We start from the raw sequence: 21160 nt of genomic DNA, 5'->3' as shown, positions 1-21160 counted from the left end.
GTGCCTCATGTCGTGGCCTGCGGCTGCTTGGGCTGCTGGGGCTGTTGCGGCTGGGAGGCCGGGACCCAGTATTCCTTCAGCCGGAAGGGGTCGGCGATCGCGGGCGTGAGGTTGAGGTCGCGCGCCCCCATGTCGGGGTTGCCGCTCTTGTAGAAGGCGCCTCGCAGCTCGTTGAGCTTGAGTTCGAGCTTGTTGAGATCACCTTCGTACGAGTTGTACACGTCGGCGAACTGCTTGACCATGTTCCCCGCCATGCTCATGAACACGCCCACCTGGGTCCACAGCGCGACCTTGCCGACCGGGTGGGCGCTGAGCGAGGCGATGGTGCGCAGCACGGGCGCGGAGGAGGCGTACAGGCTGAACACCGACAGGTCGTACTCCAGCACCTCCTTGAACTGGCTGTGCATGGTGCTGCTCATCTCGCCGGAGATCTTGCCGAGCTGGCTGTAGAGGCCGTTGACGTTGAATCGCACGTACTGCTGCAGGGTTTCGACCGCGCGGCCCTTCCAGTTGGGCGCGATGTCGTCGAAGAACGACCGCCACAGGTCGGAGCGGCTGCCTTCGAGCTGCCCGGCCATGTCCTTCCACTGTTCGCGCCGGTCGTAGAACAGGAACGGGTTGCCCATGTTGAGGGTGGCCGCCACGTCCAGCGCGAGTGCCGCGACGCCGAGGCCGGAGATGACCATGGCGCTCCGGGTGGTCTGGCGCAGGGGGTTGAGCTGCGAGATCAGCCGCCGGTAGAAGCCGGGGTCGGTGCGCGGCTGCGGCGGCGAGACGGTGATGGTGCGCTGCACGGCGCCCCGGGCGTTGGCGACGTGCAACTGCTGGCCGCCGGCAGGAGGCGTGGTCTGACCCGGCACGATCAGTTTCGGCGGTTCGCCGGATGGGGTGGTCATCGCGGGGTTCCTCCTACTTGATGGTGCTGGCCTTCTGGGCGGCGACGTAGTTCGCGGCGGCGGTGGAGATCTTGCCGCTGTCGGTGCGCAGCACCTCGGTGAGAATGCCGGCGCTGTCCCGCCAGGTGTCGGCGATGGTGTTGAGCCGGTTGACGAACATCAGTCCGACGATCGGAATGCCGGCCATCGGGGCCAGGTGCCAGCCTTCGAAGCGGGGCGTCCACTGCTTGACGCTGTCGACGCCGATGGCCGAGTCGCCCATCGTTCCGGCGAACTTGCGCACGTACCAGGCGTCGACCTCGTAGCCGCCCGAGGGGGTGCCGCCTCCGGGGTCGGCGACGGACGGCGGCGGCGCGGACGACGCCTGTACGGTCTGCGCCGACTGCGCGCGCACGGTGGGCGGGAGGCAGACCGGTGGCGGGCACGCGGGAGTGTGCGGGCACGGGCTCACCAGCGGCGGCGGCACCGTGCCGGCCTGGGAGGACGGGTCATCGGTCGACACGGCCTCGTTTTTACCAATTTGGATCAAGGCCGTGGGGTGATTCGGTGCCGCTGAAGCCAATGTTCAGCCGTTCGTCACCATTGCGACATTTACCCGTCCTCGGCACGCCTGCGTGCTCACGGGTAGATCTTCTGGTGCTCCCGGAGCATCGCGACGAACTTCTCGATCCGCGCCGCCCGCGTCGCGGGCCGCTTGGCGTCGCCGACGCGGTAGAGGATCGCGTAACGGTTGGCCCTGTCGAGCGTGGCGAAGAACTCCGCCGCCACGGGGTCGGCGTCGAGCGCCGCCTGAAGGTCATCGGGTACGGTCGCCGTGCTCGACGATTCGTAGGCCGCCTCCCACCGGCCGTCGGCCTTCGCCTTCTCGACCTGCGCGAGACCGGCCGGGCGCATCGCCCCGGCGGCGATGAGCCGTTCGACCTTGCCGCAGTTGACCTTCGACCACCGGCTCCTCGGCTTGCGCGGGGTGAACCGCTGCAGCCAGTGCTCGGCGTCGAACTTCACCTTCTGCCCGTCGATCCAGCCGAAGCAGAGCGCCACGTCCAGCGCCTCGGCGTACGTGACGGACGGAATGCCGGAGTCCTTCTTAGCGATCTTCAGCCAGAGGCCGGGCGAGACGGCGTGCTCGGCGTCGAGCCACTTCTCGAACTCGGCCTGGGAGGCGAAGGCGAGGATGGGGAGATCTTGCTTGTCCGTCACTGCTTGACGCGCTCCTTCGGAACGGGGTCGGTCTCGGCTCGATCGTCGCACCCGGGCGTACGTAAGGCACCTTGAAGTGCGTACTTCCTGGTAGAAAGCCGCTCTCCATACGGTAATCCGCGATTCCTGAAATATCCGGAACTGGGGGCGATTCTTCATGCGTGCCGTTGTCATCCGGGCCTTCGGCGGGGCCGAAGTCCTGCGGATCGCCGACGTCCCGGCGCCGGTCGCCGCGGAAGGGCAGGTCCGCATCCGGGTCGAGGCCGCGACGGTCAACCCGGTCGACCTGGCCACCCGGTCCGGCGCGCTCACCGGAGCGGGCCTGCTGCCGGCGCGCGACGTGATCGGCATCGGCTGGGACGCCGCCGGGACCGTCGACCAGATCGGGCCCGGCGTCACCGGGTTCAAGCCCGGCGACCGCGTCATCGGGCTGTGCGACCGGCTCGACGTGCCCCTCGGCGCCCAGGCCGAACACGTCGTCCTCGACGCCGACGCGGTCGCCGCCGCGCCCGCGGGCCTGTCGCCCGTGGAGGCCGCCACGCTGCCCCTGAACGGCCTGACCGCCGCCCAGGCGCTCGACGGGCTCGGGCTGGGCGACGGGCAGACGCTGCTGGTGACCGGGGCGGCCGGGGCCGTCGGCGGGTTCGCGGTCCAGCTGGCCGTCGCGCGCGGGCTCCGCGTGGTCGCGGTCGCCGGAGGCGCGCCGCCCCCGCTGCGCGGCATCCGGGTCTTCAACCACTGGATCCGCGCCGACGGCGCCCACCTGTCGCGCCTGGCCGCCCTGGCCGAAGCGGGCGCCCTCACCCTCCGCGTCGCCGGCGCCCTCCCCCTCGACCAGGTGGCCGCCGCCCACCACCGCCTCGCCACCACCCCCCTCCGCGGCCGCCTCGTCCTCACCCCGTAGCCGTACGATCACGCGCGGCATGCGACCCGGACGAGGAACCGTACGGCGGGCAATCCAGAGGCCCGTCGACACCCTGCTGGCGTCCGGGCGGGCATCGGGTGCTGGAGGTCGCCTGGGGTGAGCCGGGTCAGGACCGGTTCGAGATGACGGTGGCGCCGGTGCTCAGCGGATCTGGCCGGACCGGCCGGAGCGGGGTCTCACGCCTACGACATAGGCGGATTCGGAGGGGGATTCGGCCCCACAAGCCTTCTCCAGCCTGGTGCGAACAGTGTTCACCACGGACAAGTAACCTACCCCCGGTCGCGGGTAGTGGCTTGGGCGGCACATACTGGAGGGGTGAAGCCAGCTAGCGGCGCGCCCCGCCGCCACCTGCCTACCAGTCCCTTCAAACCCCCGCCTCCCGCTCCACCGGTCGAGCAGCTCAGCCTGAACGACCGGGTCACCCATGACCGTTTCGGCCTGGGTGTCGTCATCGGAGTGGAAGACGAGATCGCCGTCGTCGTCGACTTCGGGTCACGGCAGGAGCGGATCACGACACCTTTCCACAAGCTGTACAAGCTGTAGGACCGCTCAGGCGGTGCGATTGGATGCCGGGACGGCGCGCCGGCTGTTCGGGGCCGCGCGGGTCGCCCGGCTGGGCACCGCCGGTTCCGACGGGTTGCCGCGTGTGGTGCCCGTGACGTTCGCCGTGCTCGGCGAACGGGTCGTGACGGCTGTCGACCACAAGCCGAAGCGCACCGCCGACCTGAGGCGGCTGCGCGACATCCGCGCGAATCCGAACGTCTCGCTGCTCGTCGACCATTACGAGGACGACTGGACGCGCCTGTGGTGGGCGCGTGCCGACGGCAGCGCGCAGATCGCCGACGAGGCCGAGCGTGCCGAGGCGCTCGACGCGCTGGTGGCCAAGTACGACCAGTACGCGGGCCGACGCCCGGAGGGTCCGGTGATCGTCGTGGCCGTGACCCGCTGGTCCGGCTGGCGCTACTGAGAACGGCGGCACGTACTCAGGTACGCGTACTCATGTGCTCGCCTGCCCGGTGGCGAATTCTGGGGGCATGACCAAACCAGTCCAGCCCACCATGACCGCCGCCTACTACGCGCAGAGTGTCATCTCGTTCGCCGTGGCGCTCGGCAGCACGGCGCTCGGCATCGTCTTCCTGCCGATCGACCCCTGGGTGCGGGCGTTCCTGGCGATCGCGGTGCTGTATACGGTGACGTCCGCGTTCGGCCTGGCCAAGGTCATCCGTGACCGGCAGGAGGTCGCCCACATGTCCAGCCGGGTCGACCAGGCGCGCCTGGACAAGCTGCTCACCGAGCACGACCCGTACAAGGTCGACAGTCTTTGACCGTCAGGCCTGGTCGAGCCCGCGTTCGATGGCGTAGCGGACGAGTTCGACGCGGTTGTGGAGTTGCAGCTTGTTCAGGGTGTTCTGTACGTGGTTCTGCACGGTGCGGTGGCTGAGCACGAGGCGTTCGGCGATCTGCTTGTAGGACAGGCCCTTGGCGACCAGGCGCAGCACCTCGGTCTCGCGGTCGGTGAGGCTGGGCCCGTCGGTGGCAGGGCGCTGGGTGGCGAGACGGCGGTATTCGCCCAGCACGAGCCCGGCCAGGCCGGGGGTGAAGACGGGTTCGCCTTCGGCGGTGCGGCGGACGGCGTCGAGGAACTCCTCCCGGCTCGCCGACTTGACCAGGTAGCCGGAGGCTCCGGCCTTGACCGCCTCCAGCACGTCCTCGTGCTCGCCGCTGGCCGACAGGACCAGGACGCGGGGCGGCTGTTCGGTGGCGGCGAGCCCGCGGGCGACCTCGACGCCGGGCAGGTCGGGCAGTTGCAGGTCGAGGATGACCACGTCGGGCCGGATGGCGCCGGCGACGCGCAGCGCCTGGCGGCCCTCGCCGACGGTCGCCACGACCTCGTAGGCGGCGTTCTCCAGGTCGCGGGCGACGGCGTCGCGCCACATCGGGTGGTCGTCCACCACCATCACGCGCAGGGCACTGGTCATCTGGTCACTGTAATCTCGACCTCGGTGCCCTGGCCGGGCACGGAGGCGATGGTGACGGTGCCGCCGAGGCCGGCGATCCGGCCGCGGATCGACTGCGCGACGCCGAGCCTGCCTTCGGCCTCGGCTTCGGCGAGGCGGCCTGAGGGGATGCCGGGGCCCTCGTCGCGCACGGTGATGGTGATCGATCCGGCGTCGTCCTCGGCGAAGACCCAGGCGCGGGCGTCCTCTCCGCAGTGCCGGCGCACGTTGTCGAGCGCCGCGCCGACGGCCGCCTCGACCTCGCGGGCGCGGGCGGCGGGCAGTGGCAGCGGGGTGGCCGGGGCCGAGACGGTCACGGTGGGCGTGGTGAAGCGGCGTAAGCGGGCGCCCACGTCGACCAGGCCGGTGTCGTCCTCGGCCGTGGCGGGGCCGCTGCGGATCAGCTCGCGCACGGCGGCCTCCTGCTCGCCGGCGAGCCGGCCGAGCTCGGCGGCCTCTCCGCCGATCTCCAGGCCGCGCCGCTGCACCAGCGCCAGCACCTGCAGCACCGAGTCGTGGATGCCGCGCGCGATCCGTTCGCGCTCGCGCACGGCGGCCTCCCGCTCGACGGCCCGTTGCAGCCGCTCCTCCGCCTGCTTGGTGAGCCTGGCCACGTGGCCGACGACGGTGCCGGCCAGGATGAGCAGCACCGCGCCGTTGACCGGGACGGAGAGGTCGAAACCGTGCGGTCCGCGCAGCCACAGGTCGGCGAGCGACAGCACGATCGCCGCGACGGCGCCCGCGCGCCGCCCGCCGTGGACCGCCCAGGCGAGCACCGGGCCGCCGACCCAGGTTGCCGTGACGGGCATCACCCCCGGCCCGGCGTAGGCCCCCTGGACGTACGGCGAGGCGGCCATGCAGCCGAGCGTGACGAGGACGTCGATCACCAGGAGGGCACGGCTGCGCGAGGTCGTGTAGGCGATGGTGGTGGCCACGGTCCACCCGGCCATCACGCCGAGGACGAGCCACCCGGCGACGGGCCGCGCGTAGCCGCCGGCACTGGCCAGCAGCAGCGCGGCGTAGCCCAGGGAGGCGAAGCGATAGACCGCGATGGCCCGCCAGAACGACCCCTCGATGCCCATGTGGCCCGACTATAGGCGGGTCAGCTCAGCACCAGCATGACGTGGCCGTCGGGGTCGGTGCCGGTCCGCCGGAAGCCGCACCGCTCCAGCAGCCGGACGGACCCGGCGTTGCCCTCGTGCGGGTCGGCGTGCAGCGGCCGCTCCCGCTCCAGCTCAAGGAAGCGGGTCAGGGCCAGCGTGCCGACGCCCCTGCCCCAGAACTCGCGGCCGAGCCAGTAGCCGATGAACCGCCGCTCGCCGTGCCACCAGGCCACCACGTTGCCCGCGAGCGCGCCGTCGACGGTCACCGCCTGGACGAGGCAGCCGGGGTCGCCGAGGACGTTGGCCTTCCAGTGGGCCATGAAGGCCTCGCGCTCCCGGGGCCGCCAGCGGGCCCGGGAGGCCGCCTCCGGGTCGCACTCCTGCTCGTGGAAGGTGTCGAGGTCGGCCTCGGTGACATCTCGCAAACGCACGTCCATGCGCCCGAGTGTGCCGCCCGGCACCGACAGAACTACTCCTGCAGCACGGACAGCACGTTGCCCGCCGGGTCGGTGAACCAGGCGATGAGCGGGCCGCCGCCCCGGAAGATCCCGCGCTCGTCGGTCTTCATGTGCGGGTAGCGCTCGAAGCGCACCCCTCGGCGGGCCAGCTCGTCCACCGCCTGCTCGATGTCGTCGACCGGGAAGTTGAGGATCGTGTACGTGGCCGGCACGTGATCCTCCTTCGGGTAGACCAGGATGTCGCGGTCGCCCGCGATGTGCAGGGTGAGCATGCCGTGCTCCTCCGACACCCTGATGCCGAGCGTCCGGCCGTAGAACTCCTTGGCCGTGGCGATGTCGTCGACGGAGAAGCCGCTGAAAGCCTTGGTCGTGCCGAACATCACATCGCCGCCCTGTGCTCGTCGCTGAGCTGGATGATCTGGACGTAGTTGCCGTCCGGGTCGATGGCCGTGGCGAACAGGCTGCCGTCGCGGTCCTCCAGCTCGGCCAGCCAGGCGGCGCCGGTGCTCTCCACCCGCTTCGCCACGGCGCGGGCGTCGTCGACGTCGAAGTTGAGGATCATCCTGCCGGGCTCGGGGTTCTTGTCCGAGATGTCCGTCCGGTGGTCGATGATCAGGTGAAAACTCCCGTACGTGAGCACCCGGTAGCCGTCGACGTCGGCGGTCTCGGTGGCGTCGAGGACCGTCTCGTACCAGGTGGCGAGCCTGCGCGGATCGGCGCTGGCCAGGAGCATGCCGTCAAGTGCGGGCCGCTTCATGGTCTCTCTCCTTGCGGGTCGATGTCGCTGTCACCCATGAAGACCAGGCTGCCCGCCGAAACTCATCGGAGCCCGGCGGCGCGCCGCCGGGCTCCGACCCGGGTCAGATCGTCCTGAGCGTCAGCCCGTACGTGCTGAGGATCTCGTTGACCGGCTGGTGGTACGTGGTCCCGCCGGTGCTGCAGTTGCCGGAGCCGCCCGAGGTGACGCCCTGGGCCTGGCCGTTCGAGATGAACGGACCGCCGGAGTCACCCGGCTGGGCGCACGCGCTGGTGCGGGTCAGGCCGCTGACCGTGCCCTGCGGGTAGGTGACGCTGGCGTTGTGCTGCTGGATGGTGCCGCAGCGCCAGCCGGTGGTGGAGCCGGAGCGGCAGATGGACGAGCCCACAGGCGCCTGCGTGGAGCCGCGGACGGCGACGAGCGAGCCGCCGGCGCCGCGGACGTACGGGGTGGCGTTGTGGCCGGGCGTGGCGACCCAGGCGTAGTCGTTGCCCGGGAAGGAGGAGCCCTGGAAGGTGCCCGACGGGCTGCTGGTCCGGGCGCCGGTGCGGCCGCAGTGGCCCGCGGTGACGAAGCCGGGGGTGGAGCCGCGGGTGACGGAGAAGCCGATGCTGCACCGGCTGGAGCCGATGTAGTAGGGGTCGCCGCCGACGATGTCCTGGTAGAGCTGCGGGCTCTCGGTGCTGACGGTGAGCTGGACCGCGCTGCGGTCGACGCCCGCGGCCGCGGCCAGGGCCTCGGCGGCCTGCTGCTGTCCGGCGACGATGACGACGCTGTTGGTCGTCACGTCGACGTACCAGAGGGAGGCGCCGGAGCGGGCCTTGCGGGGGGCCTGGTCGATCTTCGCCTTGACGCCGTCGAGCTGGGCCAGCGTGCGGGTCACCACGACGGGTTCGGCGCCCTTGGCCTCGATGGCCGGCTTCTCGGCCGCGTCGGTGGTGGCGACCATGAGCTTGGACGCGTCGGCGTTCAGCCAGGCGCCGCCGTACGAGTCGCCTAACGAGGCGGTCAGCGTGGCTTCGACCGCGGCGGCTCGCTGTTCGTTGGCGAGGCGGGTGACGACCTGCTGCTCGGTGAGGCCGAGGTCGCGCTCGAGTGCGTCGATGACGGCCGGCGGGGTGTCCGCTGGTGCCGCTTGGGGGACCGGTTCGGCGGCCAGCGCGGGGGTGAATGGAGTGGCCAGGCAGGCGGCCAGGAGGGCGGTTCCTGCCAGCGCACAGCGTTTACCGAACATGTGCACTCCTTGATGGGGGTGCTGTCAAGTTACCGCTGCGTATGTCGGCCGCCACGTACCAAACGACCCGTATTACGGAGTTATGGGGCCCCTTGCGGTCACAGACCGGAATCTTCCATGCTCGGGAATATATCCACTTGCCGAGCGGCTAGTAAACGGGCGTATACTCCAATGCGGACTTAAGAGGGGAAGTGGTGTCTTGGTAGCCCGGACACAGACCGCGACCCCCGCGGGACGGCACTACACCCACCGCGAGATTCTCGAGGTCATGTCGGGGCTCATGCTCGCCATGCTCACCTCGATGATCTCGACCTCCGTGGTGGGCACCGCGCTGCCGACGATCGTGGGGGAACTCGGCGGACAGGACCAGTACTCGTGGGTGGCGTCGGCGACCATGCTGACGATGACGGTGTCGACGCCGTTGTGGGGCAAGCTGTCGGACCTGTTCGGCCGTAAGCTGCTCTTCCAGACCGCCCTCGGGCTGTTCGTCGCGGCGTCGCTCGTCGCCGGCCTGTCACAGGACATGGGCCAGCTCATCGCCGCCCGCGCCGTGCAGGGACTGGGCGTCGGCGGCCTGTCCGCCCTGTCGCAGGTCATCCTGGGCGACATCGTCTCGCCGCGCGAGCGCGGCCGCTACTCCGGCTACATGGGCGCCGTCTTCGGCATCTCCACCGTCGCCGGGCCGCTGCTCGGCGGGTTCATCGTCGACGCCGACTGGCTCGGCTGGCGCTGGTGCTTCTACGTGGTCGTGCCGTTCGCGCTGGTGTCCTTCTTCGTGATCCAGAAGGTGCTCAAGCTGCCGTCGGTCAAGCGTGACACCACGATCGACATCTGGGGCGCCACCACCATCACGGCCAGCGCGAGCGCGCTGATGCTGCTGCTGACCTTCGGCGGCAACCAGTTCGCGTGGAACTCGCCCTGGACCTACTTCCTCGGCGCGCTCAGCCTGCTCATGCTGGCCCTGGCCGTGGTCGCCGAGCGCACCCACGGCAACCCGATCCTGCCGCCCCGCCTCTTCCGCAACCGCACGTTCGTGCTGACCAGCCTCGCCTCGCTGTTCGTCGGCATGGCGATGTTCGGCGCGATGATCTACCTGCCGCAGTACCTGCAGATCGTCAAGGGCATGTCGCCGACCGCGTCCGGGCTCATGACGCTGCCGATGGTGTTCGCGCTGTTCGTGTCCGGCGTGGTCTCCGGCAAGATCGTCACCCGGACCGGCAGGTGGAAGCTCTTCCCCGTCGCCGGCCTGCTCATCGTGGCCGTCGGGCTGTTCCTGCTGTCGCGTTTGCACGTCGACTCCGGCGAATGGCTCATCGGCTTCGACGTGGCCGTGCTGGGCCTCGGGCTCGGGCTGTCCATGCAGATGCTGATCCTGGCCGCGCAGAACGGCTCCGAGCTGCGCGACATGGCCGCGACCACGTCCGGCGTGTCGTTCTTCCGCTCGCTCGGCGGCGCCGTCGGCGTGGCCGCGTTCGGCGCCATCCTCACCAACCGCCTCAACAGCGAGATGGCCGACATGCTGCGCGCCGCGGGCATGAAGCCCAGCGCAGACACCGCCTCGCTCGGCAGCCCCGACCAGATCCAGCACCTGCCCGAGCCGATCAAGAACATCATCCTGGAGGCGTTCACGCGCGGCCTGGAGACCGTGTTCATCGTCGGCGTGCCCATCGCGCTGCTCGGCTTCGTCGCCACGCTCCTGCTCAAGGAGTTGCCGCTGCGCGGCTCCGCGGCCCCGCCCGAGCCCGCCGCCCCGCCGCTCGGCAAGGACGACCTGGTCCTGGCCGGGCTGCTGCTGGAGCTCGTCGCCCAGCGGGTGGAGCGTACCAACGGGCGGCCGTCCGCCCTGCTCACCGCGGTCGCCCGGATGGCCCCGCCCGACGACCGGTCCGAGCCGGAACGCGCCAGGTCGGTGGCGCAGAACGTGCTGCGCCCCACCTCGCGCGCGCTGCTCGCGCAGGCCGCGCCGCCGCGCAAAGACCTCGTCACTGGAGGGATCCCGCAATGATTCGCAAGTTCATCGGCGCCGTCACGGCCGTCCTGGCGGCCCTGGCCGGCCTCTGGCTGATGCTCGCCCCGTTCGCCCTGGGCACCCAGCCGGCGAACGCCGACTGGACCGATCCGACCACCGCCGAGTTCTTCACCGGCCTCGGCGTGGCCGTCATCGGGCTCGCCGGCGCCGCCGCCTTCGCCGCCGCCATCCACGAGGACCTCGTCGCACGCGGCCTCGTGACCGTACGCGAGCGCAAGGCCGAGCCGGAGCCCGAGCCCGCCCCGGCGGCGCCGCAGACCTCATCCGCGGAGCTCGCCGCCCTCCTCGCGCCGCTCGTCGAGGCGCTGCGCGAGGACCTGAACCACACCGCCCGCCCGAACCGCCAGAACGGCTCGGTCACCCTGGTCACCGCCGAGGAGAACCGATGAAGGCCAAACTGGGCGTCTCCGCCCTCGTCCTGCTGTTCCTGACCGGCCTCTGGCTGGTGGCCGCGCCGTTCGCGATCGGCTACCAGCCCGCCGGCGCCGCCTACACCGACGCCACCGTCAACGACCTGTGGATCGGCGGCGGGCTCGCCGGCGTCTCGTTCCTCGCCCTGGTCGTGTACGCGGCCGACGCCCTGCGCGAGCTCACCCGGGGGCGGCACGTCGGCTCGCCGACCGGCGACCGTACACCCTGACCTGGCACGACGTCGCATATGGTGGCCAGATGAAGCGTGCTGCCGCCATGACGTTCGTGATGCTCGCGTCCGTCGCGTGCGGCGGGCAGGCGCCGGTCGCGTCCTCCGCGCCCAGCCCGCCGGCCGCACCCACGACGCGGACGCCCGCCACCCCGGCCCCGACGCCGACCGCCACCGAGCCGCCCGAGTTCAAGGCCGAGGTCAGCACCATCAGCCGTGACCGCCTGCGGCACTCATGGCGCTCCGGCTGCCCGGTCCACTACCGCGACCTGCGGCTGATCACGATGTCCTACTGGGGCTTCGACGACAAACCGCACACCGGCGAGCTCGTCGTCAGGAAGACCGTCACCGACGACGTCGTCACCGTCTTCCGCAAGCTGTACGACTGGCGGTGGCCGATCCGGCGGATGGAGCTCGTCGACGTCTACCGGGGCGACGACTACGACTCCATCGACGCCGACAACACCTCGGCCTTCAACTGCCGCCGCGCCACCGGGTCCGGGAGCTGGTCCAACCACGCCTACGGCGAGGCCATCGACCTCAACCCGCGCGAGAACCCGTACGTCACCGCCGGCGGCGACACCGCCCACCCGAACGCCGAGAAGTACACCGAACGCCCGATGAAGGGCAAAGGCGTCATCAACCCCGGCGACAAGGTCGTACGGGCCTTCGCGGCCGTCGGCTGGGAGTGGGGCGGCGACTGGTCCGGCACCAAGGACTACCAGCACTTCAGCAAGGGCGGCGGCTGAGCCCGGACCCGGCGCCCGTCACGCACGGTGCGCCCAGGGTTACCGCAGGTCAGAAGGTACGTAGGATGATGACCACCACGTCATCTCAAGCGAAGGCTGCGACAATTTCGACATGGCGGACAAGGACGGCGACGGCTGGACCGAATGCGGACGAGGCCACCGGCACTGGGGGCTCCACGGCGCCTCCGGGCTCCTGGCCGTGCACCATGACGACCTCGGCACCCCGCACGTGCTGATGCAGAAGCGGTCCTGGTGGAGCCACCACGGCGGCACCTGGGGCCTGCCCGGCGGAGCCCGCGACAGCCACGAGGACGCCGTGGCGTCCGCGCTGCGCGAGGCCCACGAGGAAGCCGCGCTCGCCGCTGACGGGCTGCGCGTCCAGGGCGTCTACCTCGACGACCACGGCGGCTGGCAGTTCGAGACCGTGATCGCCGAGTCGGCCGAGCGGCTGGCCGCCGTGTGCGCCAACGGCGAGAGCGACGAGCTGCGCTGGGTGCCGCTGCCCGAGGTGCCGGGGCGCAAGCTGCATCCCGGGTTCGCCGAGACGTGGGACGACATCCAGGGCGCGATCAGCCCCGAGACCGTCGTGCTCGACGTGGCCAACATCGTCGGCGCCCGCCACGAGCACGGCTGGTGGAACGACCGACTCGGTGCCGCCACCCGGCTGCTGCACGACGTGGCGGGGCTGCGGCTGGACCATCCGGTGCTGGCGCAGTGGTTCCCGCGCATGGTGGCGGTCGTCGAGGGCGCCGCCAGGGGCGTGCCCGACATGCCCGGCATCCAGGTGGTCGCCGCCACCGGCAACGGCGACGACGCCATCGTGGACGTGGTGGCCCGGGCCAAACGGTGGGAGCGGATGCTCGTCGTCACCGCCGACCGGGCCCTGAAGGACCGCGTCACCGAGCTCGGCGCCGAGACCACCGGACCGCGCTGGCTGCTCTCACAGCTGGGCCGGTAGGACCCCGTCGAAGACCGCCTTGAGCCCGGTCACGTCGAGCACGCGGCGCAGCACCCCGTGCACGCCCGTCAGGCGCAGCCCGCCGCCGTGCGCGCCCACCGCCCGCTGCAGCTCCACCAGCACCCACAGGCCGCTCGAATCGCAGAACTCCAGCCCGAGCGCGTCCACCACCAGATCGAACCGGCCCTCGGCGGGCAGGTCGGCCAGCCGCTCCTTGAACCGGGGGGCCGTCAGCTTGTCGAGGTCGCCGGCCAGGCGCACGACGATGACGCCCTCGCCGCGCTCCACCTCGACGCTGAGATCCGCCACCTCCTGAACGTACACCGGCGCCACCGCAGCCGCTATCGTGGTGTGCGCACTGGAGGGTTCGCATAGTGGACGAGTGCAGCCGCCTTGAAAGCGGCCAGGTCAGCGATGGCCTCGTGGGTTCGAATCCCACACCCTCCGCTTACTCGTGGCTGCCCGCGAAGCCGTCGCCCACGCTGGCCGCGACCTGCAGAAACGCCTCCCGCGTGTCCTCCTGCAGCCGGTCCAGGTCGATTTCGGCGCCCTCCTCCAGATGCGGGTCGTAGGGCACCTGGATCACGGCACGGCAGCGGGCGGCGAAGTGGGCCTCCAGCTTCTTGATGTCGACCGCCGACTTCGAACGCGGCCTCACGCTGCACAGCACCACCGTCGCCTCGCGCACCAGGCCGCCGTAGTGGTGGGCCTCCAGCCAGTCGAGCGTCGCCGAGGCCGCCCGCGCGCCGTCGACCGAGGGCGAGCTGACCAGCACGATCTGGTCGGCCAGGCCCAGCACGCCGCCCATGGCCGAGTGCAGCAGGCCGGTGCCGCAGTCGGTGATGCAGATCGAGTAGAAGTTCTCCAGCACCTGCGAGACGGCCTGATAGTCGGCGCCGCTGAACGCCTCCGACACCGACGGGTCACGGTCGGACGCCAGCACCTCCAGCCGCGACGGCGCCTGCGACGTGAACGCCCTGATGTCGACGTAACGCTTGACCTGCTCGCGCTCGTTGAGCAGGTCGCGCACGGTCGCGGACGTCTCCAGCTCCAGCTTGTCCGACAGGGTGCCGCGGTCGGGGTTGGCGTCGATGGCGATCACCCGGTCGCCGCGCATCTGCGCCAGCGTCGCGCCCAGGCCGACCGTGGTCGTGGTCTTGCCGACGCCGCCCTTCAGGCTCAGCACCGCCACCCGGTGGTGACCTGCGGCCACGGGGGTGCGGGCCCTGGCCATCAGCGCGCGGCGGCGCCTGACCTCCGGGGGCTCGCCCGGCTTGATCCAGCCGCCTGACGCCTTGTAGATCAGGCGGCGCCAGCCCTTGGACGGGGCGTTGCGGCGGCCGCGCAGCAGGGTCTCGGGATCGAGGCTGTCGGCCGTGGGCCTGCCGGTGACGGGCGGCTTCGGCGGCGCGTTGAAGACCGGCGCGGGGGCCGGGCGGCGGCGCGGCTCCGGGCGCTGGAACTCGGGGGCCTGCCGGTGCCGCGGCTCCACGGCCTCCTGCGCACGCTCCTGGCGTTCCTGACGCTCTGGACGCTCTGGGCGCTCCTGGCCGCCGAACGGGCGGTCGGCGGCCTCGGAGGGCCACTCGGGCCGCGCGTGCTCGCCCGAGCCCCACCGCAGCCGGATCGGCTCCGACGCCCGCTCCTGCTCCGCGGCCCCCCAGCCGACGCGATCGGGCAGCTCACGCTCCCCAGCGCCCGAATCACCCCGCCCGGGCTCCTCGGGCTGCTGATGCTCGCCGGAGCCCCAACCGAGCCTCTCGGCCTGGTCCTGCTTCTCGGACGCCCAGCCGCCCCGCTGGGGCCGGTCGTGCTCGCCGGAGCCCCAGCCGGGGCTGTCGGCCGGATCCGGGCGGTCGGGTTCGGTCCGGTCGGGGGTCCAGACCGGGCGGTCATGGGTCTCGGGGTCCGGCTCGCCCGCGTCGTCGGACGGCGGGGTGTCGGCGACGGCCGGCTGGGGCGCGGTGTCCTCGCGGGACGCGGGCCGCCAGGCCGGGGGCGCCGGCCAGGGCAGGTTCTCCTCCGTCTGCTCCTCGGCCCGCTCCGGCGCCGGCTCCTCGGGCCGGGGCAGCGGCCGCAGCGGCGCCATGAACGCCTCGTCGGCGGACACCGTACGGGCGGCAGCGGGCTCGGCCTGGTCCGGCCACTCCCCCGCCTCACTCCCGGCCGAGGGCGCAGGCGGCGGCTCCTCAGCCGCGGCGGCCCCGTACACAGAGTCGACCGCGGCCCGGAACAGCGGCGGGGGCGGCGTGTCGTGCTGCGGCACCGCGAGCCACGGGTCCTGCGGGTACGGCGACACGACGGCGGTGTCGTCGGCGGACGCCGACGACGCGCTGACCTTGACCGGAGCGTCTTCCGTCTCCTTGATGGCGTCGAGCCAGGCCAGCTGTTCCTCAAGGGATTCTTCCCGATCGTGCCTTGCCACCGTGTTCCCCCCTGTGGGTCTAAAGGGGCAGCAAATACTTCGCAGGTTAACGTCAAGAGTGGAGGGTAACGCCGCCAACCCACAACTTCTCTGCCCCGTTACCGTGGATCGCATGCGAGCCATCGAGATCACCCGCAGCGGCGGGCCAGAGGTGCTGGAATGGCGTGAGGTGCCGGATCCGCGGCCGGGGCGCGGCGACGTGCTCGTCGAGGTGACGGCCTCCGCGGTCAACCGGGCGGACGTGCACCAGCGCATGGGCCGCTACGATCCGCCGCCCGGCGCGCCGGCCTACCCGGGGCTGGAGGTGTCCGGCGTGGTGGCCGAGGTCGGCGCGGACGTGGAGCAGTTCAAGGCCGGCGACGAGGTGTGCGCGCTGCTGGCCGGGGGCGGCTACGCCGAGCGCGTGAGCGTGCCGTGGCAGCAGGTCATGCCGGTGCCGCAGGGCGTGCGGCTGGTGGAGGCCGCCGGGCTGCCGGAGGTGGCGTGCACGGTGTGGTCGAACGTGTTCATGACGGCGCGGCTGCGGCGCGGCGAGACGCTGCTGGTGCACGGCGGGGCGAGTGGGATCGGCACGTTCGCGGTGCAGCTCGCCAAGGCGCTGGGCGCGCGGGTGGCGGCGACGGTGGGGTCGGCGGCCAAGGCCGAGCGGGTCAGGGAGCTGGGCGCCGACGAGGTGGTCAACTACCGCGAGGAGGACTTCGCGGACAAGGTCGAGGCGGATGTGATTCTCGACATCATGGGCGCCAAGTACCTGTCCGGAAATATCCGGGCACTGCGTACGGGCGGGCGGCTCGTCGTCATCGGCCTCCAGGGCGGCCGCAAGGCCGAGCTCGACCTGGGCGCGCTGCTGGCGAAGCGCGCCTCGGTCCACGGCACCACGCTGCGTTCCCGGCCCGTCGACGAGAAGGGCGCCATCGTCCGCAGCGTCGTCGACAACGTATGGCCGCTGGTCAGCGCCGGGGCCGTGCGCCCTGTCGTGTACGCCGAGCTGCCGATGTCCGACGCCGCCGAGGCGCATCGAATGGTCGATTCCGGGGAGCACGTCGGGAAGATCCTGCTAGTACGGTGAGACGTATGAATGCTGAGGACAACAACACCCCCCACATCGTGGTGGTGGGCCCCGACTTCCAAGGTCAGGGCGATAACGGCGAGGAAGAGCGGTCGGTCACCAACCTGGTCGAGCAGCCCGCCAAGGTGATGCGCATCGGCAGCATGATCAGGCAGCTCCTGGAGGAGGTGCGCGCGGCCCCTCTCGACGAGGCCAGCCGCAAGCGGCTGAAGGAGATCCACGAGTCCTCCATCAAGGAGCTCGAGGACGGCCTGGCGCCGGAGCTGGTCGAGGAGCTGGAGCGGCTGTCGCTGCCCTTCACCGAAGACAACGGCGCGGTTCCCAGCGACGCCGAGCTGCGCATCGCGCACGCCCAGCTCGTGGGGTGGCTCGAAGGGCTCTTCCACGGCATCCAGACGACGCTGTTCGCGCAGCAGATGGCCGCCAGGGCTCAGCTGGAGCAGATGCGCAGGGCGCTGCCCGGCGTGCCGCAGGGTGAGGACCAGCCGCGGCCGCACGGCTCCGGCCCCTACCTGTAAAGCTCCTCCAGCACCCGCGCGACGCCGTCGTCGTCGTTGGCCTCGGTCACATGGTCGACCGCCGCCAGCACGCCGGGGTGCGCGTTGGCGACCGCGTAGGACGTGCCTGCCCAGCTCAGCATGGGCAGGTCGTTCGGCATGTCGCCGAACGCCACGACCTCCGACGCCTTGATCTCGTGCCGCTCGGCGAGCGTGGCCAGCGCCGTGGCCTTGGTGACGCCGTGGGCGCTCATCTCGATGAGGCTCCGGCCGCTGGAGTGGGTGGCGGTCACCAGATGGCCCACGAGGCCCTGGACGGTCGCGTGGAGGGTGTCGGGGTCCATCTCGGGGTGCAGAGCCAGCAGCTTGGCGCAGGGGCGCCCGGTGAGCGTCTCGCAGCCGGCGTCGAGCCCCTGGACGGCCTTGCGGTCCCAGCTCCCGAGCGGGAAATCTGACTCGTGCGCAAAACCGCCTTCATACTCGACCGAAAAGGCGAGTTCGGGCACGTTCGCTCGAAGCTGAGCGACGACTTCCTCCAGCACCTCCGCGTCGATGAGGTGAGATTCAACTATCCGTTCGGTATGCAGATCGTAGATCAGCGCGCCGTTGGCGCAGATGGCCAGGCCACGGTGGCGCAACGCGCCCGCCACGCCGCCCATCCAGCGGGGCGGCCGCCCGGTCACGAACACGAGCATGGCTCCGGCATCCTCCACCTTGGCGAACGCGGCAGCCGTGCGGGGAGACACGGTTCCGTCGGTACGCAGGGCAGTGCCGTCCAGGTCGGTGGCCACTAGACGCGGCGCGGGAAGGCTGTACATAACAGGTTCCAGTTTGCCCGGTGATGCGACCGGCCAGAAATCTTCCTACCGACGGGAACACCAACGCGCCAGAATGGTGTTAGATGTGGAGGCGTTGTATTAGCTGATCCCGTAGTGAAAACCAGCATGACATTGTCTGAGCCACCCCGGGTGCTTGCTGTACGACACACCGGGACCCACGAGGTGTGGGTCCCATAGATTCACATCCTGAGGGAGAGCTTTTATGGCTCAGGGAACCGTCAAGTGGTTCAACGCTGAGAAGGGCTTCGGCTTCATCGCCCCGGACGGCGGTGCGCCGGACGTGTTCGTGCACTTCTCCGAGATCGTCGGCAACGGCTACCGCAGCCTTGAAGACGGCCAGCGGGTCGAGTTCGAGATCACGCAGGGACAGAAGGGGCCGCAGGCCTCCCAGGTCCGTGCCATCTGACCTGTAGCAGCGAGACAGGCCGGGGTTCGCTTCCAGCGGGCCTCGGCCTTTCGCATTCCGGACTGAGCCCCGGCCGATCCCGTGCCGATCCCGGGCTGATCACGGATGTGACTCGATTCACATCCCCGCCGAACCACGCGGCCTTTCGCGACATCAAGCCATATATGAGGCATGCGTGGTTATCGCACCCCGCGACGCTCGTCGCGGCACTCGTTCTGCTTCTCAACGACCACCTGCTCAAACACGCCTGGTCAAGCCCTGTCACGGGCAAGCTCAGCGACGTGGCCGGGCTGGTGGTCGCGCCGCCTCTGGTGGCCCTCCTGCTGTGCCGCCGCGCCGATCTGGCGGCCACACTCCTGACCGGTGTGCTCTTCACGCTCGTGAAAACGACGGAGACGGGCGCTGAGGCCGCCTCCCATATCTGGACAACCGTGGCGGGCCCGTCGCGCGTCCTGGCCGATCCCACGGATCTTCTGGCCCTGCCGGCGCTCGGCCTGGCGTGGTGGATCCGGCGGCGCAGCCTCACGGGCGTCCCACGGCGCTGGCTCGTGATCACCACCATGCCGCTGGCCGTGCTCGCCGTCACCGCCACCTCGGCGGCGCCCGGTCCCCCGGCCGCCCACGTCGTCGTGGTGCGCGACGACTCCATCGTGGTCGCGGGCGAGTCCATGGGCCCGCTGGCGTCCTCCGACGGCGGGCGCACGTGGACGGACTGGGAGAGCGAGAGGGCGTCGGCCGCTCTGGAAGGCGACGAGCCGCCGATCGGCCCCGCATGGGACGGGCAGGAGCTCGGCCCCGGCCAGCGCGCCGCCTGCCTGCGCGAGCACTGCTACCAGATCGTCGAGGGCGCGATGAAGGTCATGCGCTCCGGCGACGGCGGCGCGACGTGGAACCCCGGCTGGGAGGTGTCGCCGGGGCGCGTCAAGATGCTGGAACGCGCCCTCTCCGACGGCGCTCCCATCGTGTCCAGGTCGCTGGCCGTCCAGGAACACGGCGACGGGCACGTGGTCGTCGTGGCCAACGGCCGCGACGGCGTGGCCGTGAAGGACGCCGACGGGGCCTGGCGGCGGCTCGGCCTCACGCCCCAGGGCGAGCTGTCGGACGCCGCGGCGATCCCGCTGAGCCGGCCCGCCGACGTCTCCGGCGAGATGCGGGTCGCCGCGCTGGCCGCCGTCCTGGCGGCCCTGGCCGGGCTGGCCATTCAGGTGGTACGGCCGCTGCGGCGCACCCGCCCCCTGGCCGCCGTCATCCTCGGCGGCGCCGGCGTGGTGCTGCTGGGGCCGTGGCCGTACGACGAGTGGTCCGAGATGGAGCGGCACGTGCTCATCAGCAACAACCCGGCGCCGGTGATGACCTCGGTACTCGGCGGCGCGTTGCTGCTCACTGCCGTGATCGTGGCCGCCTCGCTGATCACCGACGCGCACCTCGGCCGGCGCGGCCTGTCGCGGGCGGTCGCGGTGGGCGTTGCGGTCGGGCTGGGCGTGGCGGCGCCGTTCAGGGCGTGGAGCGTGGGCCTGGTGGACGACTACGGCCTCGCCCTGGCGACCGCCGCCCTGCTCGGCGTCGGCGCCGCCGCCGCCGGGCTCGTCACGCTGCGCAGACGCGCCCTGCTGGAGGCACGCGAGCCGCGGCCGGACGCGTACACGCTCCCAGGACGCGGCTGACGGCCCGCGCGGGCCGTCAGCCGGTCGATGGGCTACTTGGCGGGCTCCAGCACGTCCAGGCCCACGTACGGGCGCAGCGCGGCGGGCACCACGACCGAGCCGTCGGCCTGCTGGTGGTTCTCCAGGATGGCGACGATCCAGCGGGTCGTGGCCAGCGTGCCGTTGAGCGTGGCCAGATGCTGCGGCTTGCCGTCCTTGTCCCGGTAGCGGACGGCGAGCCGGCGCGCCTGGAACTCGGTGCAGTTGGAGGTCGAGGTCAGCTCGCGGTAGCGGCCCTGCGTGGGGATCCACGCCTCGCAGTCGAACTTGCGCGCCGCCGACATGCCGAGGTCGCCGGCCGCCGTGTCGATGATCCGATACGGGACCTCGATCTTGGCGAGCATCTCCTTCTCGTACTCAAGCAGCCGCTGGTGCTCGGCGGCGGCGTCCTCGGGACGCACGTAGGAGAACATCTCGACCTTGTCGAACTGGTGGACGCGGATGATGCCCCGGGTGTCCTTGCCGTAGGAGCCCGCCTCGCGGCGGAAGCACGACGACCAGCCCGCGTAGCGCAGCGGCAGCTCGTCACCGCCGATGATCTCGTGCGCGTGGTAGCCCGCCAGCGACACCTCCGACGTGCCGACCAGGTAGAGGTCGTCGTCAGGCAGACGGTAGATCTCCTTGTCGTGGGCCACGTGGAACCCGGTGCCCTGCATCGTCTCCGGCTTGACCAGCACCGGCGTGATCATCGGCGTGAACCCGCGCTCGATCGCGTGCTGCATCGCCATGTTGAGCAGGCCGAGCTGCAGCCTGGCGCCCACGCCCTTGAGGAAGAAGAACCGCGAGCCGGACACCTTGGCGCCGCGCTCCATGTCGATGGCGTCGAGCCGCTCGCCCAGCTCCAGATGGTCCTTCGGCTCGAAGTCGAACACCCGGGGCTCGCCGTGCGTCTCCAGCACGACGTAGTCGTCCTCGCCGCCGGGCGGGGCGGCCTCCTCGACGATGTTGGGCACCGTCTGCAGGACCTCGTCGAGCTCGCCGGCCAGCTTTTCGGCCTCGGCCTCGGCGGACTTGACCTGCGAGGCGAGCTCCTTGGCCCGCTGGAGCAGCGCGGCCTTCTCCTCGCCCTGCGCCTTGGAGACCGACTTGCCCATGCTCTTCTGCTCGGCGCGCATGGCCTCGAACGAGGTCAGCGCGGATCGGCGGCGCTCATCGAGCGCGAGCAGCGTGTCGACGACGGAGTCGTCCTCACCGCGGGCACGCTGCGACGCCCGTAGCCGGTCGGGATCCTCACGAAGGGTACGCAGGTCAATCACAAGGAAAGGCTACCGGCGC

Annotated in this window: 26 protein-coding genes and 1 tRNA gene; 14 read left to right on the top strand and 13 right to left on the bottom strand. The window is 71.2% G+C overall.

Translation table 11 applies throughout. From position 1 onward, the window contains the following. Window positions 1-5 precede the first annotated feature (5 nt). The 3 genes from AB0G11_RS36195 to AB0G11_RS36185 all read right to left on the bottom strand — a co-directional run bounded on the left by AB0G11_RS36195 (window position 6) and on the right by AB0G11_RS36185 (window position 2096). The gene (locus AB0G11_RS36195; protein ID WP_219498706.1) at window positions 6-896 is read right to left on the bottom strand and encodes a hypothetical protein; all 891 of its coding nucleotides are present in this window, start codon (window positions 894-896) and stop codon (window positions 6-8) included. Window positions 897-909: 13 nt separating this feature from the next. Continuing rightward, window positions 910-1398 (bottom strand): hypothetical protein, encoded by a 489-nt coding sequence (locus AB0G11_RS36190; protein WP_219498702.1) that lies wholly within the window; start codon window positions 1396-1398, stop codon window positions 910-912. Between the two features lie 116 nt (window positions 1399-1514). Beyond that, window positions 1515-2096 carry a YdeI/OmpD-associated family protein gene (locus AB0G11_RS36185; RefSeq protein WP_219498699.1) on the bottom strand — a complete coding sequence of 194 codons (582 nt, stop codon included), beginning with the start codon at window positions 2094-2096 and terminating at the stop codon, window positions 1515-1517. A gap of 157 nt (window positions 2097-2253) precedes the next feature. Here AB0G11_RS36185 and AB0G11_RS36180 point away from each other — a divergent pair, with 157 nt between their 5' ends. The 4 genes from AB0G11_RS36180 (at window position 2254) to AB0G11_RS36165 (ending at window position 4346) form a co-directional block, all read left to right on the top strand. Beyond that, on the top strand, window positions 2254-3000 hold the full coding sequence (locus AB0G11_RS36180) for a zinc-binding dehydrogenase (protein WP_357591231.1): 747 nt from the start codon (window positions 2254-2256) through the stop codon (window positions 2998-3000). Window positions 3001-3336: 336 nt separating this feature from the next. Beyond that, window positions 3337-3564: a hypothetical protein gene (locus tag AB0G11_RS36175; protein ID WP_219498691.1), complete on the top strand. Its 228-nt coding sequence runs from the start codon at window positions 3337-3339 to the stop codon at window positions 3562-3564. A 19-nt stretch (window positions 3565-3583) separates the two neighbouring features. Next, window positions 3584-3988 carry a TIGR03668 family PPOX class F420-dependent oxidoreductase gene (locus AB0G11_RS36170; protein ID WP_246643652.1) on the top strand — a complete coding sequence of 135 codons (405 nt, stop codon included), beginning with the start codon at window positions 3584-3586 and terminating at the stop codon, window positions 3986-3988. A 67-nt stretch (window positions 3989-4055) separates the two neighbouring features. Beyond that, window positions 4056-4346, top strand: a complete 291-nt coding sequence (locus tag AB0G11_RS36165) for a YiaA/YiaB family inner membrane protein (protein ID WP_219498689.1) — start codon at window positions 4056-4058, stop codon at window positions 4344-4346. 3 nt (window positions 4347-4349) lie between these two features. Here AB0G11_RS36165 and AB0G11_RS36160 read toward each other — a convergent pair whose 3' ends face one another. From AB0G11_RS36160 to AB0G11_RS36135, 6 genes are all read right to left on the bottom strand, one after another. Continuing rightward, complete coding sequence (locus AB0G11_RS36160; protein ID WP_357591229.1) at window positions 4350-5000, bottom strand: response regulator transcription factor; 651 nt, start codon at window positions 4998-5000, stop codon at window positions 4350-4352. Beyond that, the gene (locus AB0G11_RS36155) at window positions 4997-6100 is read right to left on the bottom strand and encodes a DUF5931 domain-containing protein (protein WP_357591228.1); all 1104 of its coding nucleotides are present in this window, start codon (window positions 6098-6100) and stop codon (window positions 4997-4999) included. The genes AB0G11_RS36160 and AB0G11_RS36155 overlap by 4 nt, the downstream gene beginning before the upstream one ends. Before the next feature lie 20 nt (window positions 6101-6120). Beyond that, window positions 6121-6558, bottom strand: a complete 438-nt coding sequence (locus AB0G11_RS36150; protein WP_219498680.1) for a GNAT family N-acetyltransferase — start codon at window positions 6556-6558, stop codon at window positions 6121-6123. A 32-nt stretch (window positions 6559-6590) separates the two neighbouring features. Further along, window positions 6591-6959, bottom strand: a complete 369-nt coding sequence (locus AB0G11_RS36145; RefSeq protein WP_219498677.1) for a VOC family protein — start codon at window positions 6957-6959, stop codon at window positions 6591-6593. Next, window positions 6959-7336, bottom strand: coding sequence for a VOC family protein (locus AB0G11_RS36140; protein WP_219498675.1), 378 nt, complete (start codon window positions 7334-7336; stop codon window positions 6959-6961). Before AB0G11_RS36140 ends, AB0G11_RS36145 begins: the two co-directional genes overlap by 1 nt. 103 nt (window positions 7337-7439) lie before the next feature. Then, the gene (locus AB0G11_RS36135; RefSeq protein WP_219498673.1) at window positions 7440-8570 is read right to left on the bottom strand and encodes a S1 family peptidase; all 1131 of its coding nucleotides are present in this window, start codon (window positions 8568-8570) and stop codon (window positions 7440-7442) included. Between the two features lie 82 nt (window positions 8571-8652). On the opposite strand from AB0G11_RS36135, the gene AB0G11_RS36130 reads away from it, so the two are divergent. The 5 genes from AB0G11_RS36130 (at window position 8653) to AB0G11_RS36110 (ending at window position 12946) form a co-directional block, all read left to right on the top strand. Then, window positions 8653-10575: an MDR family MFS transporter gene (locus AB0G11_RS36130; RefSeq protein WP_357591226.1), complete on the top strand. Its 1923-nt coding sequence runs from the start codon at window positions 8653-8655 to the stop codon at window positions 10573-10575. Beyond that, entirely contained in the window at window positions 10572-10988 is a 417-nt protein-coding gene (locus tag AB0G11_RS36125) for a hypothetical protein (protein WP_357591224.1), read from the top strand. The genes AB0G11_RS36130 and AB0G11_RS36125 overlap by 4 nt, the downstream gene beginning before the upstream one ends. Then, window positions 10985-11239, top strand: coding sequence for a hypothetical protein (locus AB0G11_RS36120; protein WP_357591222.1), 255 nt, complete (start codon window positions 10985-10987; stop codon window positions 11237-11239). Before AB0G11_RS36125 ends, AB0G11_RS36120 begins: the two co-directional genes overlap by 4 nt. 29 nt (window positions 11240-11268) lie before the next feature. Further along, window positions 11269-11988: a M15 family metallopeptidase gene (locus AB0G11_RS36115; RefSeq protein ID WP_357591220.1), complete on the top strand. Its 720-nt coding sequence runs from the start codon at window positions 11269-11271 to the stop codon at window positions 11986-11988. A gap of 112 nt (window positions 11989-12100) precedes the next feature. Further along, the gene (locus tag AB0G11_RS36110; RefSeq protein ID WP_357591219.1) at window positions 12101-12946 is read left to right on the top strand and encodes an NUDIX domain-containing protein; all 846 of its coding nucleotides are present in this window, start codon (window positions 12101-12103) and stop codon (window positions 12944-12946) included. On the opposite strand, the gene AB0G11_RS36105 is transcribed toward AB0G11_RS36110, so the two are convergent. Continuing rightward, a complete protein-coding gene (locus tag AB0G11_RS36105) occupies window positions 12929-13255 on the bottom strand; it encodes an STAS domain-containing protein (RefSeq protein ID WP_219498660.1) in 327 nt (108 codons plus the stop codon). The genes AB0G11_RS36110 and AB0G11_RS36105 overlap by 18 nt on opposite strands. A 51-nt stretch (window positions 13256-13306) precedes the next feature. On the opposite strand from AB0G11_RS36105, the gene AB0G11_RS36100 reads away from it, so the two are divergent. Further along, window positions 13307-13393 (top strand) — tRNA-Ser (locus AB0G11_RS36100). Window position 13394: 1 nt separating this feature from the next. On the opposite strand, the gene AB0G11_RS36095 is transcribed toward AB0G11_RS36100, so the two are convergent. Then, window positions 13395-15371: an AAA family ATPase gene (locus AB0G11_RS36095; protein ID WP_357591217.1), complete on the bottom strand. Its 1977-nt coding sequence runs from the start codon at window positions 15369-15371 to the stop codon at window positions 13395-13397. Between the two features lie 112 nt (window positions 15372-15483). Here AB0G11_RS36095 and AB0G11_RS36090 point away from each other — a divergent pair, with 112 nt between their 5' ends. Together AB0G11_RS36090 and AB0G11_RS36085 are read left to right on the top strand one after the other, a co-directional pair. Then, window positions 15484-16440 (top strand): NAD(P)H-quinone oxidoreductase, encoded by a 957-nt coding sequence (locus AB0G11_RS36090; RefSeq protein WP_219498657.1) that lies wholly within the window; start codon window positions 15484-15486, stop codon window positions 16438-16440. Between the two features lie 5 nt (window positions 16441-16445). Next, complete coding sequence (locus AB0G11_RS36085) at window positions 16446-16958, top strand: bacterial proteasome activator family protein (protein WP_219498654.1); 513 nt, start codon at window positions 16446-16448, stop codon at window positions 16956-16958. On the opposite strand, the gene AB0G11_RS36080 is transcribed toward AB0G11_RS36085, so the two are convergent. Beyond that, window positions 16949-17728: an HAD family hydrolase gene (locus tag AB0G11_RS36080; RefSeq protein ID WP_357591215.1), complete on the bottom strand. Its 780-nt coding sequence runs from the start codon at window positions 17726-17728 to the stop codon at window positions 16949-16951. The two genes, AB0G11_RS36085 and AB0G11_RS36080, sit on opposite strands and share 10 nt — an antisense overlap. Before the next feature lie 250 nt (window positions 17729-17978). Between AB0G11_RS36080 and AB0G11_RS36075 the strand changes: the two genes are divergently transcribed. Both AB0G11_RS36075 and AB0G11_RS36070 read left to right on the top strand, forming a co-directional pair. After that, complete coding sequence (locus AB0G11_RS36075) at window positions 17979-18182, top strand: cold-shock protein (protein ID WP_043619750.1); 204 nt, start codon at window positions 17979-17981, stop codon at window positions 18180-18182. A gap of 164 nt (window positions 18183-18346) precedes the next feature. Then, entirely contained in the window at window positions 18347-19846 is a 1500-nt protein-coding gene (locus AB0G11_RS36070; RefSeq protein ID WP_357591213.1) for a hypothetical protein, read from the top strand. 32 nt (window positions 19847-19878) lie between these two features. Here AB0G11_RS36070 and serS read toward each other — a convergent pair whose 3' ends face one another. Next, the gene (serS, locus tag AB0G11_RS36065) at window positions 19879-21141 is read right to left on the bottom strand and encodes a serine--tRNA ligase (protein WP_219498646.1); all 1263 of its coding nucleotides are present in this window, start codon (window positions 21139-21141) and stop codon (window positions 19879-19881) included. Window positions 21142-21160: the final 19 nt, after the last annotated feature.

This window comes from Nonomuraea sp. NPDC023979 (assembly GCF_040639085.1).
In the GTDB taxonomy this organism is placed as follows: Bacteria; Actinomycetota; Actinomycetes; order Streptosporangiales; family Streptosporangiaceae; genus Nonomuraea; species Nonomuraea ceibae.
Note: the sequence above shows the minus strand (reverse complement) of the source record. Positions and strands in the feature narration are given on the sequence as shown.